This window comes from Cryptocyanus atlanticus LEGE 06306, from assembly GCF_056633155.1.
The window spans coordinates 172,367-189,351 of sequence record NZ_JBSJOZ010000005.1 but is presented as its reverse complement, the minus strand read 5'-3'; the positions used below and the strand labels follow the sequence as shown (position 1 = coordinate 189,351).

General features: G+C 72.2%; 19 protein-coding genes. 13 read left to right on the top strand and 6 right to left on the bottom strand.

All coding sequences use genetic code 11. The annotated features are described in order from the left end of the window. Window positions 1-24 precede the first annotated feature (24 nt). Both thiS and ACWJI7_RS07870 read right to left on the bottom strand, forming a co-directional pair. Window positions 25-255, bottom strand: a complete 231-nt coding sequence (gene thiS, locus ACWJI7_RS07875) for a sulfur carrier protein ThiS (protein ID WP_479936824.1) — start codon at window positions 253-255, stop codon at window positions 25-27. After that, window positions 255-1,325, bottom strand: a complete 1,071-nt coding sequence (locus ACWJI7_RS07870) for a thiamine phosphate synthase (RefSeq protein WP_479936822.1) — start codon at window positions 1,323-1,325, stop codon at window positions 255-257. Before ACWJI7_RS07870 ends, thiS begins: the two co-directional genes overlap by 1 nt. A gap of 57 nt (window positions 1,326-1,382) precedes the next feature. Between ACWJI7_RS07870 and ACWJI7_RS07865 the strand changes: the two genes are divergently transcribed. Then, entirely contained in the window at window positions 1,383-1,529 is a 147-nt protein-coding gene (locus ACWJI7_RS07865; protein ID WP_479936820.1) for a hypothetical protein, read from the top strand. On the opposite strand, the gene ACWJI7_RS07860 is transcribed toward ACWJI7_RS07865, so the two are convergent. After that, the gene (locus ACWJI7_RS07860) at window positions 1,514-2,497 is read right to left on the bottom strand and encodes a bifunctional riboflavin kinase/FAD synthetase (protein ID WP_479936818.1); all 984 of its coding nucleotides are present in this window, start codon (window positions 2,495-2,497) and stop codon (window positions 1,514-1,516) included. The genes ACWJI7_RS07865 and ACWJI7_RS07860 overlap by 16 nt on opposite strands. Window positions 2,498-2,623: 126 nt before the next feature. Between ACWJI7_RS07860 and ACWJI7_RS07855 the strand changes: the two genes are divergently transcribed. Continuing rightward, window positions 2,624-3,205 (top strand): DUF3611 family protein, encoded by a 582-nt coding sequence (locus tag ACWJI7_RS07855; protein ID WP_479936816.1) that lies wholly within the window; start codon window positions 2,624-2,626, stop codon window positions 3,203-3,205. Here ACWJI7_RS07855 and surE read toward each other — a convergent pair. Next, window positions 3,190-4,002, bottom strand: coding sequence for a 5'/3'-nucleotidase SurE (gene surE, locus ACWJI7_RS07850; RefSeq protein ID WP_479936814.1), 813 nt, complete (start codon window positions 4,000-4,002; stop codon window positions 3,190-3,192). The genes ACWJI7_RS07855 and surE overlap by 16 nt on opposite strands. Window positions 4,003-4,136: 134 nt before the next feature. Here surE and pheS point away from each other — a divergent pair, with 134 nt between their 5' ends. The 4 genes from pheS to ACWJI7_RS07830 are packed head-to-tail and all read left to right on the top strand — an operon-like array spanning window position 4,137 to window position 7,324. After that, on the top strand, window positions 4,137-5,144 hold the full coding sequence (gene pheS / locus ACWJI7_RS07845) for a phenylalanine--tRNA ligase subunit alpha (RefSeq protein ID WP_479936812.1): 1,008 nt from the start codon (window positions 4,137-4,139) through the stop codon (window positions 5,142-5,144). Between the two features lie 55 nt (window positions 5,145-5,199). Beyond that, window positions 5,200-6,168 carry an NAD(+) kinase gene (locus ACWJI7_RS07840; RefSeq protein ID WP_479936810.1) on the top strand — a complete coding sequence of 323 codons (969 nt, stop codon included), beginning with the start codon at window positions 5,200-5,202 and terminating at the stop codon, window positions 6,166-6,168. After that, a complete protein-coding gene (locus ACWJI7_RS07835; protein ID WP_479936808.1) occupies window positions 6,165-6,842 on the top strand; it encodes a winged helix-turn-helix transcriptional regulator in 678 nt (225 codons plus the stop codon). Before ACWJI7_RS07840 ends, ACWJI7_RS07835 begins: the two co-directional genes overlap by 4 nt. Beyond that, window positions 6,839-7,324, top strand: a complete 486-nt coding sequence (locus ACWJI7_RS07830) for a DUF192 domain-containing protein (RefSeq protein WP_479936806.1) — start codon at window positions 6,839-6,841, stop codon at window positions 7,322-7,324. The genes ACWJI7_RS07835 and ACWJI7_RS07830 overlap by 4 nt, the downstream gene beginning before the upstream one ends. A 5-nt stretch (window positions 7,325-7,329) precedes the next feature. On the opposite strand, the gene cbiE is transcribed toward ACWJI7_RS07830, so the two are convergent. Beyond that, window positions 7,330-8,607: a precorrin-6y C5,15-methyltransferase (decarboxylating) subunit CbiE gene (cbiE, locus tag ACWJI7_RS07825; protein ID WP_479936925.1), complete on the bottom strand. Its 1,278-nt coding sequence runs from the start codon at window positions 8,605-8,607 to the stop codon at window positions 7,330-7,332. Window positions 8,608-8,683: 76 nt separating this feature from the next. On the opposite strand from cbiE, the gene ACWJI7_RS07820 reads away from it, so the two are divergent. The 7 genes from ACWJI7_RS07820 to ACWJI7_RS07790 all read left to right on the top strand — a co-directional run bounded on the left by ACWJI7_RS07820 (window position 8,684) and on the right by ACWJI7_RS07790 (window position 16,503). Then, on the top strand, window positions 8,684-8,917 hold the full coding sequence (locus tag ACWJI7_RS07820; protein WP_479936804.1) for a hypothetical protein: 234 nt from the start codon (window positions 8,684-8,686) through the stop codon (window positions 8,915-8,917). 28 nt (window positions 8,918-8,945) lie between these two features. After that, window positions 8,946-11,483 (top strand): GH116 family glycosyl hydrolase, encoded by a 2,538-nt coding sequence (locus tag ACWJI7_RS07815; protein WP_479936923.1) that lies wholly within the window; start codon window positions 8,946-8,948, stop codon window positions 11,481-11,483. After that, window positions 11,480-11,956, top strand: a complete 477-nt coding sequence (locus ACWJI7_RS07810; RefSeq protein WP_479936802.1) for a DUF3122 domain-containing protein — start codon at window positions 11,480-11,482, stop codon at window positions 11,954-11,956. Before ACWJI7_RS07815 ends, ACWJI7_RS07810 begins: the two co-directional genes overlap by 4 nt. Beyond that, entirely contained in the window at window positions 11,932-13,059 is a 1,128-nt protein-coding gene (gene ribD / locus ACWJI7_RS07805; protein ID WP_479936800.1) for a bifunctional diaminohydroxyphosphoribosylaminopyrimidine deaminase/5-amino-6-(5-phosphoribosylamino)uracil reductase RibD, read from the top strand. Before ACWJI7_RS07810 ends, ribD begins: the two co-directional genes overlap by 25 nt. A 15-nt stretch (window positions 13,060-13,074) precedes the next feature. Then, complete coding sequence (locus ACWJI7_RS07800) at window positions 13,075-14,106, top strand: mechanosensitive ion channel family protein (RefSeq protein ID WP_479936798.1); 1,032 nt, start codon at window positions 13,075-13,077, stop codon at window positions 14,104-14,106. Window positions 14,107-14,109: 3 nt separating this feature from the next. Continuing rightward, window positions 14,110-15,624: a peptide ligase PGM1-related protein gene (locus ACWJI7_RS07795; protein ID WP_479936796.1), complete on the top strand. Its 1,515-nt coding sequence runs from the start codon at window positions 14,110-14,112 to the stop codon at window positions 15,622-15,624. Window positions 15,625-15,837: 213 nt separating this feature from the next. Then, window positions 15,838-16,503 carry an SDR family oxidoreductase gene (locus ACWJI7_RS07790; RefSeq protein ID WP_479936793.1) on the top strand — a complete coding sequence of 222 codons (666 nt, stop codon included), beginning with the start codon at window positions 15,838-15,840 and terminating at the stop codon, window positions 16,501-16,503. Between the two features lie 31 nt (window positions 16,504-16,534). Here the strand turns inward: ACWJI7_RS07790 and ACWJI7_RS07785 are convergent, their stop codons facing one another. Then, window positions 16,535-16,831: a hypothetical protein gene (locus ACWJI7_RS07785; RefSeq protein WP_479936791.1), complete on the bottom strand. Its 297-nt coding sequence runs from the start codon at window positions 16,829-16,831 to the stop codon at window positions 16,535-16,537. Window positions 16,832-16,985: the final 154 nt, after the last annotated feature.

The window sequence follows — 16,985 nt, the reverse complement described above, 5'->3', positions numbered from 1 at the left end:
TCACCCGGAGCAAGTGGACCGAATCTAGGAACCCCCTCCCACGATGGTGACCACCTCCAGCACGTCGCCCTCCGCCAGGGGCCGCTCCGCCCAGGCCTGACGGCCCAGGATCGCTCCGTTGACCTCCACCACCACCAGGCGCGGCTCGTAGCCGAAGTGCCGCAATCCCTCCAGCAGGCTGAGGCCGGCCGGGCAGTCGCGGGCCTCGCCGTTGAGCCGCACGGTGTGGAACGGCGCCGGCTGGAACGGCTCCATCACGGCCACTCGCCCAGGGCGTCGAGCAGCACCCGGCTGGCCGCGGCCGGATCCCCGGCCTCGGTGATCGCCCGCACCACCGCCACACCCCGGGCGCCGGCCGCCAGCACCGCCGGCAGGCTGGCCGCATCGATCCCCCCGATGGCGAAGAAGGGGATCGGGCTGATCGCCCCCGCCTGGCGGACCACCTCCAGGCCCACCGGCTCCCGGCCGGGCTTGGTGGGCGTGGCGCTGACCGGGCCGACGCCGACGTAATCGCAGCCGTCGGCCACGGCCTGGCGCAGCTGGTCGGGGTGATGGGTGCTGCGGCCGATCAGACGATCGGGACCCAGCAGCCGGCGGGCCACGGCCACGGGCAGATCCCCCTGACCCAGATGGACCCCGTCGGCATCCACCGCCAGGGCCAGATCCACCCGGTCGTTGACGAGAAAGAGGGCGTCGTGGCGGGCGCAGAGGTGGCGCAGGGCCAGGGCCTCGGCATAGCGGCGGCCATCCTCGGCCTCCTTGCTGCGGTACTGCACCAGCCGCACCCCGGCGGAGAGGGCCGCCGCCACGGTGGCCTCCAGCCGGGGGGATGGGCTGGTGATCAGATAGAGCCGGCACCGCCCCAGCCGCTCCCGACGGGCGTCGCCGCCGCTCCCCGCCGCAGCGGTGGCCCGCAGGATCGCCACCTCCAGGTCGTAGAGGGCGTAGCGGCAGGCGGCGGCCTCGCCGGCCAGGCCGGGATCACCGCTGCGGCCGAATTCCTCCAGCACCCGCAGCGCCTCCTGCACCCGGGCGGCGTTGGCGGCCACGACGCGGGCCGGCTCCCGCCGCTCCGCCTGGGCGGGATGGCCCACGCCGGTGCCCCCATCACCGGCGGTGTCGCGGGCGGCCTTATAGGCGTCGTGATGGTGCTGGCCGAGGCGCTGGCGCCGGTCCCGCAGCCGCGCCACCAGATCCTGGCGGGCCAGGCCGAAGCGGCACCAGTCCTCCAGGACCCGCAACCCTTCCCGGGCCCGGTCGAGGTTGGCATCGAGCAACCGCCGCACGGCGGGCTCGGTGTCGGGGATCACGGGCGGAGCGTCCATGGGAGCGGGCGAACGGGCTGGAACTGCGTAGGGTGAGCCCGACTCCGGGCAAACGGAATGGCCTTCGGCGGCGGCGGACCTGGAGGCGGTGGGCCGGGGGGAGGGGACAGCCCGATGCTGGTGCTGATTTCAGGGATTCTGCTGCTGGGGGGGATCGCGGCCTTCATCAGCTGGGGGCTCACCCACGCCTACCCCACCAGCTGAGCGGCCAGCAGCTGCCGGGCCTGATCGGCATCGGCGCCGATCTGGGCGCCCAGGGCCTCGAGGCCGTCGAAGCGGCACTGGCGCCGCAGCAGGGCCACCGGCTCCACCTCCAGCACCCGGCCCTCCAGTTCGATCTGGCGATCGAGCAGATGCACCTCCACCGCCGAGGGGGCCAGCGGATCCACGGTGGGCTGGGGTCCCAGGTTCATCACCGCCGCCATCGGTCCGCTCTCCAGCGGATTGGGCGATCCGGGCTCCGCACCCGTCAGGCGAACCCGGGCGGCATAGACCCCCTCCAGGGGCAGAAACTTGCGGCCATCCACCTGCAGGTTGGCGGTGGGCCAGCCCAGGTCACGCCCCAGGCCGCGGCCGCGCACCACCCGCCCGCTGAACCGGTAGGGACGCTCGAGCAGGCGCGTCGCCTCCTCGATGGCGCCGGCGGCCAGGGCGCGGCGCACGCGGCTGCTGCTCACCCGCTCCGGGCCGTCCCAGAGCATGGGCAGCACATCCACCCGCAGGCCATGGCGGGCGCCGCAGGCCTGCAGGCAGGCGGTGTCGCCCCGGCGACCCTGGCCGAAGCGGAAGTTCTCCCCCACGGCCACCTGCCGCGCCTGCAGCTGGCCCACCAGCACCTGCTCGACAAAGGCCTCCGGGCTGAGGGCGGCCAGCTCCAGGGTGAAGGGCACCAGCACCAGCTGGCGGATGCCGTAGGGCCCCAGCAGGGCGAGTTTCTCGGCCGGCAGGTCGAGCCGCAGCCGCGGTTCGCCGTAGAGCAGCTCCCGCGGGTGGGGCCAGAAGCTCACCACGGTGGGCACCGGTTCCGCGGCGGCGTGGGGGTCGGGGTCCGAGTCGGGGGGAGTGGCGACGGCGGCGATCACCCGGCGATGTCCCTGATGCAGACCGTCGAAGCTGCCGAGGGCGATGGCCGTGGGGCGCTGGGCGTCCTGGGGGGATCGCAGGGGAATCAAGGACTCGGACGGCGCCCGGCGGGACGTCCATCCTTCCATGGGAGCCCCACGCCGCTGTCCACCGGGGCGTCCCGGGAGCCGGGCCGTGGCAAGTTTGGGTCGTTTCCACCCCGGTCCCCCCCTCCGATGGCCGACCGTCTCGATCTGCAGCGGATGTCCGCCGCCCTGCGCCGCCTCGGCTGGGCCCGGTTCTGGATCCAGATGGCCCTGGGCATCGTGGTGGTGGGGGTGCTGATCTTCAACAACATCGGCGGCCGGCTGGCGGCCGATTCCTCCCGGGCCCTGGGGCTGGGCCCGGGCCTGTCGCTGACGACCCTGTCCTTTTTTGTCCTGCTCTGGGGCCTCTGGCAGAGCTGGCTGGTGGTGCGCTGCGGCCGGGCCCTGGCCAGCCCGGCCCGGCCCAGCCGCGGCGAAACGAGCCGGCTGATCAAGCGGGGCGTGCTCGCCGACGTCCTCGGGCTCAGCTTCGCCTCGCTGGGCTACCAGGCCCTGGCCGGCAGCCTGTTCGTGCAGGCCTCGATGCAGGTGCCGGGATTCTTCGGCGCCCAGCTCTCCGGACCGGCCGGCACCCGCGGCGGACTGGTGGGCCTGCCGATCACCTCGATCGAGATGCTCTCGGTGCTGAGCAACACCCAGGTGCTGTTCGCCCATGTGATCGGCCTCTGGCTCAGCCTCTGGCTGCTGCAGCGGGTCTACCGCCCCGGCTGAACCAGTTCTGGCGCCAGCGCCGGCAATTCACCCAGGCTGCCCCGCCAGAACAGCTCGGGCTGGAGCGGGGTGAGGGCGGCACCGCCGGCGTGGACCTGGGCCACATCGGTGGGCCAGTCGCGGGGGCCGGCGGTGGCCGATTCCAGGTCGTGGAGCACCTCGCCGGCCAGCCAATAGTAGGTGCGGCCGCGGGGGTCGGTGCGCTGGTCGAACTGATCCAGGTAACGCCGCACCGCCGGACGGCACCACCGCAGGGCACCGATCTGGTCGGCGGGGCGGGCCGGCACGTTGAGGTTGAGCAGCAGCCCCTCCGGCCAGCCCCCGGCCAGGGACCGTTCCGCCACATCGAGGGCCAGGCCGGCCGCCGGGGCGAATTCCCGCCAGTTGAAGCAGGCGCTGCTCACCGCCAGGGCGTGGAGGCCCTCCAGGGTGGCTTCCATCGCCGCCGCCACCGTGCCGGAATAGAACACGTCGGTGCCCAGGTTCGGGCCGTGGTTGATGCCCGAGAGCACCAGATCGGGCGGGCCCTCCAGCAGCCGGCCGAGGGCCAGCTTGACGCAGTCGGAGGGGGTGCCGCTGCAGGCCCAGGCCGTTACGCCGGCCGCGAACAGGGCGTCGGCCCGCTCGGCCCGCAGGGGAGTCTGCATGGTCAGGCCATGGCCGGTGGCGGAGCGCTCCTGGTCAGGGCAGACCACCGTGACCTGGTGGCCCCGGCGGGCGGCCTCGGCCGCCAGGGCCTGGATCCCTTCCGCGAAGACCCCGTCGTCGTTGCTGATCAGGATCCGCAGGGAGGACATCGCTCGAGAACCGGATCGGCGCGAGGGGACGCTGCCGGCAGGCTAGGCGGGCTGGCCACCCGGCCTGAACGGATGCCCCCCGGGCCGGTTCCGCGGTCCTGCTCCGTACAGTCGATCGTCACCGCCGCCGACCCGTGAGCGCCACGATCAGCCTCGAGCAGCTCAGCGAACGGCTGGACGCCCTGGAGGCCGACGCGGCCGCCGAGATCGGCGCCGCCGCCAGCGCCGCCGACCTGGAGGCCCTGCGGGTGGGCCTGCTCGGCAAGAAGGGGCGTCTCTCGGGCGTGCTGGGAGCCATGGGAAGCCTCTCGGCCGAGGAACGGCCGCTGGTGGGGCAGCGGGCCAATCGGCTCAAAGGTCAGCTGCAGGACCTGCTGGCGGACCGTCTGGAGGGGATCCGGGCCACGGCCCTGGCCGAGAAGCTGCGCGGCGAGACCCTCGACGTCACGGCCCCCAGCCGCTTCGTGCCGGCCGGGCACCGCCATCCCCTGATCAGCACGATCGAGGAGATCGTCGACATCTTCTCCGGCCTGGGCTACCGGGTGGAGGAAGGCCCCGAGGTGGAGACCGACCATTACAACTTCACGGCCCTGAACATCCCGCCCCACCATCCGGCCCGGGACATGCAGGACACCTTCTACCTCTCCGACGCCCTGCTGCTGCGCACCCACACCTCCCCGGTGCAGATCCGCCATCTGGAGGCCAACCCGCCCCCGGTGCGGATCGTCGCCCCCGGCCGGGTCTACCGCCGCGATGCCGTCGATGCCACCCACTCGCCGGTCTTCCACCAGGTGGAGGTGCTGGCCATCGACGAAGGGCTCGACTTCAGCCATCTGCGCGGCACTGTGACCGCCTTTCTGGGGCAGTTCTTCGGCGATCTGCCCGTGCGCTTCCGGGCCAGCTACTTCCCCTTCACCGAACCCTCAGCCGAGGTGGACGTGCAGTGGCGGGGCCGCTGGCTGGAGGTGATGGGCTGCGGCATGGTCGATCCGGCCGTGCTGGAGGGGCTGGGCCTGGATCCGGAGCGCTGGAGCGGCTTCGCCGCGGGTCTGGGGGTGGAGCGCTTCTGCATGGTGCGCCACGGCATCGACGACATCCGCCGCCTGTTCACCAGCGACCTGCGCTTCCTCGAACAGTTCTGAGCACCGGCAGGGCCGGGGGGGGCCCATAAACTCAGCAGGCCCTCGCCCGCGATCGGTGCCCCGCGTCGGACTGATCGTCAATGACGGCAAGGATCTGGCCGTGCGCACCGCCGACCGGATCCAGGCCCGCTTCGAGGCGGCCGGCCACGGCGTGGCACGGGTCAGCAGCTCCGGCGGCATGGTGGGTTTCGCCAACCCCGACCAGCACCTGCGCACGCTCGGCTACAACGCCTGCGTTCCGGAGACCTTCCAGGGCGGCCTGGAGCTGGCCATGGTGCTCGGGGGCGACGGCACCGTGCTCTCCGCGGCCCGCCAGACCGCCCCGATCGGCGTGCCGATCCTGACGATCAACACCGGCCATCTGGGCTTCCTGGCCGAGACCTATCTCAACGAACTCGATGGGGCGATCGAACAGCTGCTCGCCGGCCAGTGGACCGTGGAGGAGCGCACCATGCTGGTGGTGAGCGTGATGCGCAGCGAGCAGCGGCGCTGGGAGGTGCTCTGCCTCAACGAGATGGCCCTGCACCGGGAGCCGCTCACCAGCATGTGTCACTTCGAGATCGCCATCGGCCGTCACGCGCCGGTGGACATCTCCGCCGACGGGGTGATCCTCTCCACCCCCACCGGCTCCACCGCCTATGCCCTCAGTGCCGGGGGACCGGTGATCACGCCCGACTGCCCGGTGCTGCAGCTGACCCCGATCGCCCCCCATTCGCTGGCCTCGCGGGCCCTGGTGTTCAGTGACCAGGAGCCGGTGACGATCTTCCCGGCCACGCCGGAGCGGCTGATGATGGTCGTCGATGGCAGCGCCGGCTGCTACGTGTGGCCGGAGGACCGGGTGCTGATCCGTCGCAGCGACCATTCCGCCCGCTTCGTGCGGCTGCAGGATCACGAGTTCTTCCAGGTGCTGCGCAACAAGCTGGGCTGGGGCCTGCCCCACGTCGCCAAGCCCGGCAGCCTCGAGTCGGACGGTGTCGGGGCCGGCGGGGAGGACTCGGCCGGCCGCCCTCGGCAGCGGCGATGAACGCACCGCTGATTCTGCTGGTGGGGCCGGAAGCGGAGGCGCTGGCTCCGCGGCTGGAAGCGTCCGGATACCGCACCGCGCCGGTCGGGGCACTGCCCGATCCGCCGGCCGCGGTGCTGATCTCCGGAGCCGACGGCAGCAACTGCCTGCCGGCCCTGCGGCTGGTGCTGGAGGATGTGCCCCTGCTGCTCGACATCGTTTCCGACAGCGTGGAGGGCCGCTCCCACTGCCTCAGCGCCGGCGCCGATGATTTCTGGCTGTCCTCGGCCGGCGCCAGCGATCTGCTGCTGCGCCTGCGGCTCCACCTGCAGTTGCGCCGCGGCGACAGCCCATCCCTGACGCCGCCCCTGCAGGTGGCCGATCTGCGCCTGGACCCCGGCACCCGGGTGGCACGGCGGGGCCGGCGCCTGCTCAGTCTCACCGGCCGGGAATATCAGCTGCTGCTGGCCCTGCTGCGGCAGGAGGGGGTGGTGCTGAGCCGGGAGCGGCTGCTGGAGGAGGTCTGGCGGGATCAGGAGGGGGTGGCCAGCAACGTGGTGGAGGTGTATGTGCGCTACCTGCGCCAGAAGCTGGAGGAGGGAGGCGAGCGCCGCCTGATTCACACCGTGCGGGGCCACGGCTACTGCCTCTGCGAGCGGGCACCCCGCCCGAAGCCGCCGGGCCCAGGGCCATGAACCGCTGGGTCCTGCTCGGCTCCCTGCTGCTGGGAGCCGCCCTGCCGGCTGCCGCCGCCGAAGCCCCCCAGCAGCTGCCCCTGGAGGCCCAATGGTGCCTGGAGCCCCCGGCCGAGGGGGCCGATCAGCCGGTCTGCATCGAGTTGGAGGTGGCCCGCACGCCACGCCAGCAGGCCCTCGGCCTGATGCTGCGGCCTCCCCTGGGCCCCCTGCGGGGGATGTGGTTCCCCGTCGAGCCCGCCCGGCGGCTGAGCTTCTGGATGCACCGCACCCCCAGCCCCCTGGACATGGTCTTCATCCGGGATGGCCGCATCCTGGCCATCGAGGCCGACGCCACCCCCTGCCCGCGGCTGCCTTGCCCCAGCTACGGCCCGACGGAACCCGCCGATGGGGTGGTGGAACTGCAGGCTGGGGAGGCCGCCCGTCTGGGGCTCCTCCCCGGCCAGCCGGTCCGCATCCGCTCGACGACGAACCGGCCCTGAGCCGGTCAGCCGACGCGTCGGCCCTTCAGCACCAGCACGGGGTTGAGCGGCGCCAGCCGGGTGCCGTCGGCCAGGGGGGCGCCCCGCCAGGCCTGGTGCTGGCTGACCTGTACTGCCAGGCCGGCCCCGGCCAGCAGCGGCCCCAGCTCCGCCAGCGCCTCAAGGCTGGCCAGGGGAGAGACCACCACGCCGCCGGGCCGCAGCCGCCGCAGCACCTCCGCCAGGATCGCCGCCCGCTGGCGCCCGCCGCCGCCGATCAGCACCCGGTCGGGATCCGGCAGTTCGGCGAGGGCCAGCGGCGCCTCCCCCTCCAGCACTCCCTCCGGGAGCACCCCCAGGCGCTCCGCGTTGGCGGCGATCAGGGCACCGCCGCCGCCGCGCCGCTCCAGGGCCCAGAGCCGCAACCGGGGCCGGAGCCGCAGGGCCTCCAGACCGACCGATCCCACCCCGGCTCCCACATCCCAGAGCACCCCGGTCTCCGGCAGCTCCAGATCAGCCAGCAGCTGGATCCGCACCTCCCGCTTGGTCATCAGGCCGGGCCGGTCGGCATGCTGCAGCCAGAGGCCATCCTCGAGACCGAACAGGGGGAGCTGAGCCGGGACCGGGGGGGGCGGCGGCTCGGCGATCAGCACCACCAGATGAAGCGGATCGAGATCCGCCGGCAGGGCATCGGCGGGAGCCAGCCGCCGCACCCGCTCAGCCGGATGGCCCAGCCGCTCGAACAGCCAGACGGCGTAGGCCGCCTCCAGCCCCGAGGCCACCAGGATCCGCCGCACCACCTCGGCGCCGCCCCGGCCCGGGTCGGTGAGCACGGCCAGGGCGGCGGGACGCTCCTGCAGGCGGCGGGCCAGGGGCTCGGGCTCACGACCGTGCAGGCTGATCCAGCCGGCGTCCTGCCAGGGCCGGCCCAGCCGGGCGAAGGCGAGCTGCAGGCTGGAGGGGGCCGGGTGAAAGCGCAGGCGCTCGGCCGGAAAGTGCTGGAGCAGCAGCCGGCCGATGCCGAACCAGAGCGGATCCCCGCTGGCCAGCAGCACCGCCGCCTGGCCGTCAGCGAGGGCCTGGCGCAGCGGAGCGATCACGGCCTCGGGGCGGTCGGTGGGGACCAGCCGGGGAGGCCGGGGAGGGTCCGCCAGCAGCGTCGCCACCCCGTCCAGCAGGCGCTGGGGCGCGGCGATGACCCGGGCCGAGCGCAGCAGGGACAGCGCGGCCGGCGGCAGGGAGGAAACGCCGCCGGCGTCGGTGCCGATCACCTCCAGGGGGCCGCTCGGCAGTGGGGATTGCAGCGGTTCCAGACAGGGACCCTCCAGCCGGCCGGCCGCCGGTGCACGCTCGCCATGATGCCCGCGAGTTGACGCGTCCATGGCCGAGCCCGATCGCCTCTCCCGCCGCCAGCGCATCCATGAGCTGGTGCTGGCGCTCCTCTCCCGTCAGGGGGAGATCGACCTGCTCGGCGGCGACGCCCCCGGCGGCGGCGGCGAGGCCGGCCTCTGGCTGGAGCGCAACCAGCGGGTGGTGCAGCACTACCAGGCGGTGGTGCGCTCGGCGATCACCCTCGACGCCCTGATCGATCAGGACATCTCCGGTGAGCTCTGACAAGCTGGCGCCGATCCCGCGGCGCACCATGGCTCCCTTCGGCCTGTCCACCCTGGCCTCGCTGCTGGGCGGCAAGGGAACCGGCCAACGCTGGCAGGCGCCCCCGGCCAGCTGGAAGCGCCCGATCGGCCAGGGCTGGGAGCGGCCCTACACCGTGCGCTATGCCAGCAACCTCGATGACGGCCCGAATCACGGCGCGCCGCTGGGGGGGTTCGGGGCGGGCTGCTTCGGCCGCGCCCCCGACGGGACGGTCAACCTCTGGCACCTCGACGGGGGCGAGCACTGGTTCGGCGTCCTGCCCGACTGCCAGTTCGCGCTGTTCGAGAGCGACGGCACCCGGGCCAGGGCCCGGGCCCTGGCGGTGCGGCCCGAGACCGACGCCTCCAGGCCGGGGTCGACGTTTCCCCTGGACGCCTGGGAGTGGCTCAGCGGGCCCGATGGGACGGCACGATCCGCCGAGCCGGCTCGCGCGGGGGAAACGGCCAGCGGGACCTACGCCGCCCGCTATCCGCTCAGCTGGTTCGACTACGGCACCAGCTTCCGGGCCCGGGTGTGCTGCGAGGCGTTCAGCCCCATCCTGCCCGGCGATTACCGGCGCACGAGCTATCCGGTGGCCGTCTTCCGCTGGCGCCTGGCCAACCCCACCAACACCCCTCTGGATCTTTCCCTGCTGCTGAGCTGGCGCAACACCCTGGGCTGGTTCACCAACACCGATCCCTCCGCCAGCGTCCACTTCCGTGACGACGGCAGCCCCGAGCACACCTACCTGCCGGCGATCGGCCGCGGCGAGGGCCAGCGGAACCGCTGCGTCGACACCGCCGCCCTCAAGGGGGTGCTGCTGGAGGGCCGTCGCAGTGAGCCCCTGGCCGAGGGGGAGGGCCAGTGGTGCCTGGCGGTGCCCGCCGATCTCCCTGGCGTGGAGGTGCTGCGCTGCAGCCGCTGGGATCCGAGCGGCAGCGGCGCCGAACTCTGGGAGCCCTTCGCCCGCGATGGTTCGATCCCCGCCAGCGACAACGACCGCCGCAGCACCGGCGGCGAACAGGCCAGCGCCGCCCTGGCCCTGCGCTTCCGGCTCGAGCCGGGGGCCGAGATCGAGCTGCCGGTCGTGATCAGCTGGGACCTGCCGGTCACGGCCTTCGCCACGGGTCAGCGGGCCCTGCGCCGCTACACCGATGCCTTTGGCGGCGGCGGCGACAACGCCGTGGCGATCGCCACGGAGGCCCTGGCCGACTGGCGCGGCTGGCGCCAGCAGATCGACACCTGGCAGCAGCCGGTGCTGGAGCGCACCGACCTGCCCGAGGCCCTGCGCATGGCCCTGCTCAACGAGCTCTACGACCTCGCCAGCGGCGGCACCCTCTGGACCGCCGCCGGCCCCGGCGATCCGGTGGGCCGCTTCGGGGTGCTCGAGTGCCTGGATTACGCCTGGTATGAAAGCCTCGATGTGCGCCTGTACGGCTCCTTCGCCCTGCTGCAGCTCTGGCCCGAGCTCGACAAGGCGGTGCTGCGCAGCTTCGCCCGGGCGATCCCGGCCGCCGATGCCACCCTCCGGCCGATCGGCTGGTACTTCACCCAGGGCAAGGGCCGGGTGGAGGCGCCCCGCAAGGTGGCCGGCGCCACCCCCCACGACCTCGGCGCCCCGAACGAACGCCCCTTCGAGGCCTCCAATTACACCGCCTATCAGGACTGCAACCTCTGGAAGGACCTGGCCTCCGACTTCGTGCTGCAGGTCTGGCGCACCTTCAGGCTGGCCCCCGGCGGCGAAGACCTGCGTTTCCTGGCCGAGTGCTGGCCGGCGGTGGTGGAAGCCCTGCGCCACCTGAAGCGCTTTGATGCCAACGACGACGGCCTGCCCGACAACGGGGGCGCCCCTGACCAGACCTTTGATGACTGGCCCCTGCGGGGGGTGAGCGCCTACTGCGGTGCCCTCTGGATCGCGGCGCTGGAGGCGGCCCTGGCCATGGCCCAGCGGTTGCAGCTCGAGCTCGGCCTCGACACCGGGGCCGAGCAGCGCGAATTCGGCAGCTGGCTGGAGCCGTCACGGCTGAACTTCGAGGCCCTGCTCTGGAACGGTGAGTACTACCGGATCGATGCCGAGAGCGGCACGCCGGTGGTGATGGCGGACCAGCTTTGCGGGGATTTCTATGCCCGCCTGCTGGGGCTGCCGCCGGTGGTGAGCGAGGAGCGGGCCCGGTCGGCCCTGCAGGCGATCCGTGAGGCCTGCTTCGAGCGCTTCGAGGGCGGCCGGCTCGGGGTGGCCAACGGTCTGCGCCGCGACGGCAGCCCGCTCGATCCGGGCGGCACCCATCCGCTCGAGGTGTGGACCGGCATCAACTTCGGCCTGGCCGCCTACTACCGGCTGATGGGGGAGACGGGCACCGCCCTGGCGATCAGCGGCGCGGTGGTGCAGCAGGTGTACGAGGGCGGCCTGCAGTTCCGCACCCCCGAGGCGATCACGGCGGCGGGCACCTTCCGGGCCTGCCATTACCTCCGGGCGATGGCGATCTGGGCCCTCTGGGCCACCCACACCGGCTGGCAGCCAATCCCCGGCGCCGCGAGGGAGCCGTGATCCGGCTGCTGGTGGCGCTGCTGGCCATGGCCCTGCTCCTGGCGGCTCCGGAGGCCGCCCGGGCCCAGCTGCATACCCATCCGGGCGAGGCCGCCACCCCAGTGGTGCGCAGCCTCGAGAGCCTCCGCGATCTCGACGACCAGAGCTGGCAGCTGGTGGCCTACCGGGACGGCCCCCCCGGCGCTCCGCTGATCCTGCGGGTCGTGGGCTATCCGGGCAAGCTGCGGCTCGATCACCCCACAGCCCTGGAGGTGGGCTCCGGGGCCTTCCACTGGTCCCTGGCGGACGTCACCCTGGCCAATCCCAAACTGGCCACGGACGGCCGTGGCGCCGCCGCGGAGTTCGACCTGGCCCCCCTGCTGGCTGATCTCGGCCAGAACCGCCCCCTGCGGCTGAGCCTCAAGGGCGCCTTCCTCGAACTGCCCGTGCCGCCGTTCCTGGTGGCGGAATGGCGCAGCCTGGCCCAGGCGTGAGCTGGGACCGCTGGATGGAGCGGGCCCTGGCGCTGGCCGCCCTGGGCAGCGGCCGCACCAGTCCCAATCCCCTCGTGGGTGCCGTGGTGCTGGATCCCAGCGGGGCGCTGGTGGGGGAAGGCTTCCACGCCGCCGCCGGCGAGCCCCACGCGGAAGTGGGCGCCCTGGCGCAGGCGGGGGAGCGGGCCCGGGGCGGCACCCTGCTGGTGACGCTGGAGCCCTGCTGCCACCACGGCCGCACGCCCCCCTGCAGCGAGGCCGTGATCGCCGCCGCTCCGGCCCGGGTGGTGGTGGCGATGGCCGATCCCGACCCACGGGTGGCCGGGCGGGGCCTCGCCCAGCTGCGGGCGGCGGGGATTGAGGTGATTGATGGCGTGCGTCAGGCACAGGCCCTGGCACTGAACGCCCCCTTCCGCCATCGCCTCGCCAGCGGCCGGCCCCTGGGTGTTCTCAAATGGGCCATGAGCCTGGACGGCCGCACGGCCCTCGCCAACGGCGAAAGCCAGTGGATCAGCGGACCGGCGGCCCGCGACTGGGTGCACCGGCTGCGGGCCCGCTGTGATGCGGTGATCGTGGGCGGCGGCACCGTGCGCGCCGACAACCCCCGGCTCACCAGCCGGGGCCGGCGCCAGCCGGAACCGCTGCGGGTGGTGCTCAGCCGCAGCCTCGACCTGCCCGCCGGCGCCCGGCTCTGGGAGCCGGGCGGGGCCCGCACCCTGGTGGCCCATGGCCCGGAGGCCCCCGCCCCGGCGTGCCGGCGGCTGGAGGCCCTCGGCGTGGAGCGGCTGGAGCTGGCGGTCTGCGAGCCGGCCGCCCTGGCCACCGTCCTGGCCGCGCGTGGCTGTAACCAGGTGCTGTGGGAATGCGGACCCGCCCTGGCGGCGGCCGCCCTGCGCCAGGGCTGCGTGCAGCGGCTGGCCGCGGTGGTGGCGCCGAAGCTGCTGGGCGGCGAGGCGGCCCGCACCCCCCTGGGGGATCTGGGCCTGGAGCGGCTCGAGGAGGCGCAGCCCTGGATGCAGCGGCAACTGGGACGTCTGGGGCAGGATCTGCTCTGGGTTCTCGATGGACCCAGTGCCCATGGCCCCGGACCCGAGGGCCCCTGAACCTGGAGTTGCCTGTTGAATTTGCTTCCCTTCAATCTGCACATCCCGCTCCTGAGTGCCCTCCTGGCGGCGCTCGTCTGGATCGCGCTCCAGCTGATCGCACGGAGACTCCCCCCAGGCTCTCTGGCGCGGGCCCTGATCCAGCGCAGCCGGCTGAGCCTCTCGGTCACCGTGCTGCTGGCCGGGCTGGGCTGGTGGCTCGCCGATCTGCTGGGGGCCGGCTCCCTGCCCCTGCTGCAGGGAGCCGGCGAGGTGCGCGATCTGGTGGTGGCCGCCGGGGTGATCTGGACCCTGCTGCGCTGCAAGGGAGAACTGCTCACCAAGGCGGACGTCTACTCCAACCAGCTCTTCCCCACGCTTGCGGCCCGCGACCGGCTGTTCCTGGTCGATGTGGCCGACAAGTTGGTCTCCACCCTGGTCGTGGCGATCGTGCTGCTCGAGGTGCTGCGGTTGCTGGGCACGCCAGCCACGGTGCTGGCCACGGCCGGCGGTTTCGGGGCGGCGGCCGTGGGCTTCGGAGCCCGCACGATCGTGGAGAACGTGCTGAGCGGCATCAGCATCTATATCAACCGTCCCTTCGTGGTGGGGGACCTGATCCAGATCCCCTCTGAATCGCTGATCGGCTCGGTGGAGCACATCGGCTGGTTCTACACCCAGCTGCGCGATCTGGAACGGCAGCCGATCTTCATGCCCAACGGCATCTTCATCATCAAGCCGGTGATCAACAGCGGCGGAATCGACAACCGCCGCGTCTGGATCGAGTTCCAACTCCGTTACACCGATCGAGGCGCGATCGAGGAGATCATCAGCGACCTGCAGACGGTGCTCAAAGCCGACCCCGAACTGGATCCGGCCAAACCCCATGTGGTCCATTTCGTGGGCTATGGGGCGTCGAGCCTGGATCTGCGCCTGCTCTGCTTCTGCGCCAGCAGCGATATCTTTGCCACCTGGGACATGCAGCAGCGGCTGTTGCTGGAGATCGGCCGGGTGGTGGAGGCCCACGGCGCCGCGATGCCCTTCCCGACCCGCACCCTGCTGCACGCCTGAGCCATGGGGCTCTCCTTCCGGGAACTGCAGGCCCGCCTGCGGGCCGATTGGGGGGAATACGAGCCCGGCGGACCCGATGCGTCCGAGGCCGGAGACGGGGCCTGCGATCTGCTGGTGGTGCCCTCCCTGAGCATGGACCAGGGCCAGATGGATCTGGTCACCGGTGCCCACCACTACGAGGAGCGCCAGCTGTTCTCCCTGATCCGCCTGCGCCATCCCGGCGTGCGGGCCGTCTACGTGACCAGCAAGCTGCTGCCCGAACTGGTGGTCGATGCGGTGCTGGAACTGCTTCCCGGGGTGCCCGCCTCCCACGCCCGCCGGCGCCTGCACCTGTTCGACACCGATGACGCCTCCCCCCGCTCCCTCACCGAGAAGCTGCTGGAGCGGCCGGCCCTGCTGGAGCGCATCGGGGAACGGCTGCGACCCGGTCGCAGCGTGATGACCTGCTTCAACGTCACCCCGCTCGAGAAACAGCTCTCCGAACGCCTGCAGGTGCCGCTGCTGGGCACCGATCCCGCCCTGAGCCACTGGGGCAGCAAGGCCGGCAGCCGCGAGCTGTTCGAGCGCTGCGGCGTGCCGCTGCCCCCCGCCAGCCCCCTGGTGCACGACCTCGACGGCCTGGCCGAGGCCGCCGCCAGCCTCTGGGAGACCCACCCCGGGCTGGAGCGGCTGGTGGTGAAGCTGAACGAAGGATTCAGCGGCGAGGGCAACGCCCGGCTCGATCTGCTGCCACTGGAGCTGGCCGACACCAGCGGGACCGGCCGGCGGCGCCGCCTGCGACGGGCCCTGGAGGAGTTGCCGATGCCGGCGACGCGCTGGCGCGAGTTGCTGGGCGAACAGGGCGCCCTGGTGGAGGCCTGGCTCGAGGGCGGCGACGCCCTCCACTCCCCGAGCGTGCAGGGCACGATCCACCCCGGCGGGCGGGTGGAGGTGCTCTCCACCCACGAGCAGATCCTGGGGGGCATCAGCGGCCAGACCTACCTGGGCTGCCGCTTCCCCGCCGAGGCGACCTACCGGGCCGAGCTGATGCGCCACGGCCGGGCGGTGGGGGAGGCCCTGGCCCGGGAAGGGGCCCTCGACCGCTACGCCGTGGATTTCATTGCCCGCCGTTTCGGCGATCACTGGGACCTGCAGGCGATCGAAGTGAACCTGCGCAAGGGCGGCACCACCCATCCCTACATGGCCCTTCGCTACGCCACCAACGGCCGGATCGATCCCGGCAGCGGCCTGTTCCGCTCCCCCACCGGGCAGCCGCTCGCCTACACGGCCACCGACAACCTCTGCAATCCGCTCCTGCGGGGTCTGCTGCCGATCGACCTGATCGACATCGTGGCCGCCGCCGGACTCCACTACGACCCGGCCGAACTGCGGGGCAGCGTCTTCCATCTGCTGGGCTGCCTCTCCCAGTACGGCAAGCTCGGCATGACCTGCATCGGCCGCAGCCCGGCGGAAGCCGACCGCATCTACGCCGCCACGGCGGAGCAGCTGATCGCGGCGGCGGAGGCGTTGAGGGGCTAAGGAGATCGATCGGGCTAAACTGCGCCAACGAAACACTCCGCTCGGAGTCACAACCGCCCGATCTCCACGGATTTCTTCTAGCTGAATCCACTCCTCCTCGACGGGTCCAGAGAGCAACCAGGCCAGCGATCGTCGCCCCACTCGCTCGCGGCAGTCCATCGCTGATCATGGACGATCTCCGCAGTCATCCATCCCCATGAGGAAACTGCCCCCATGGCAACCGCTCTGATCACGGGTGCCAATCGTGGCATCGGCTATGAATACTGCAGGCAACTCCACTCCCGTGGGGATGCGGTGCTCGCGGTCTGCCGAAACCCGTCTCCCGAACTCGAAGCTCTGGGTGTGCGGATCGAATCGGGGGTGGATCTCACCCGTGAGCCGGCGATTGCAGCCCTTCTCCAGCGGCTGGATGGCCTGCCCATTGATGTCCTGATCCACAACGCCGGCATTCTCGAGCGCAACTCGCTCAGTGATCTCGATCCGGAGAGCATCCGCCGGCAGTTCGAGGTGAATGCCCTCGCCCCCCTGACCCTCACCCGTGCCCTGCTGAGCCAGCTCCACCGCGGCTCCAAGGTCATCCTGATGACCAGCCGCATGGGTTCGATCGAGGACAACAGCTCGGGCGGCTCCTATGGCTACCGACTGTCGAAAGTGGCCCTCTGTATGGCCGGGAAATCCCTGGCGATCGACCTCAGACCCCGTGGCATCGCCGTGGGCCTTCTTCACCCCGGCCTGGTGAGCACGGCAATGACCGGGTTCACCGCCCAGGGGATCTCAGCGGAACAATCCGTCCAGGGGCTGCTGGCCCGGATCGATGCGCTCAACCTGGAGAATTCCGGCACCTTCTGGCATGCCAACGGAGCCGTGCTGCCCTGGTAGGTCGGGGCCGACTCTCGCCCCCGCTGGTCGATCAGCCCTGACTCGCCGCCAGGGCCTGAAGCGCCATCTGGACATGCACCTGCAGGGCTCCGATCACCATCAGCTGGCGGGGGCTACGGCCCAGTGCCAGGGTGCTGTCCCCCTGCTGAAGCGCCTGGAGGAGCCGTTGGCTGATGGAGCCATAGCGATGCAGCAACGCATCGAGTTCACGCTTCTGATCACCGTCGGCATCCACCTTCGGGGCGGCCTGCTCGGGCACGGCTGACTGCAGCAGCGCTGTGAACTGCCGGTGGCTGATGGCTTCGGGAATCGGATTCGGACCATCCATGTAACAGGGGCATTGGATCTCAGGTGAAATCAGCCTATGAATCCAGCCTGGTACCGGGAAGGGCCCTCCCGGTGGGGATCACCCCACCCCGCCAACCACCGCATGGGTCGCGGTGGTCGACCTTCCCAACCGGCCGCCACCGAGCAAGGATGGG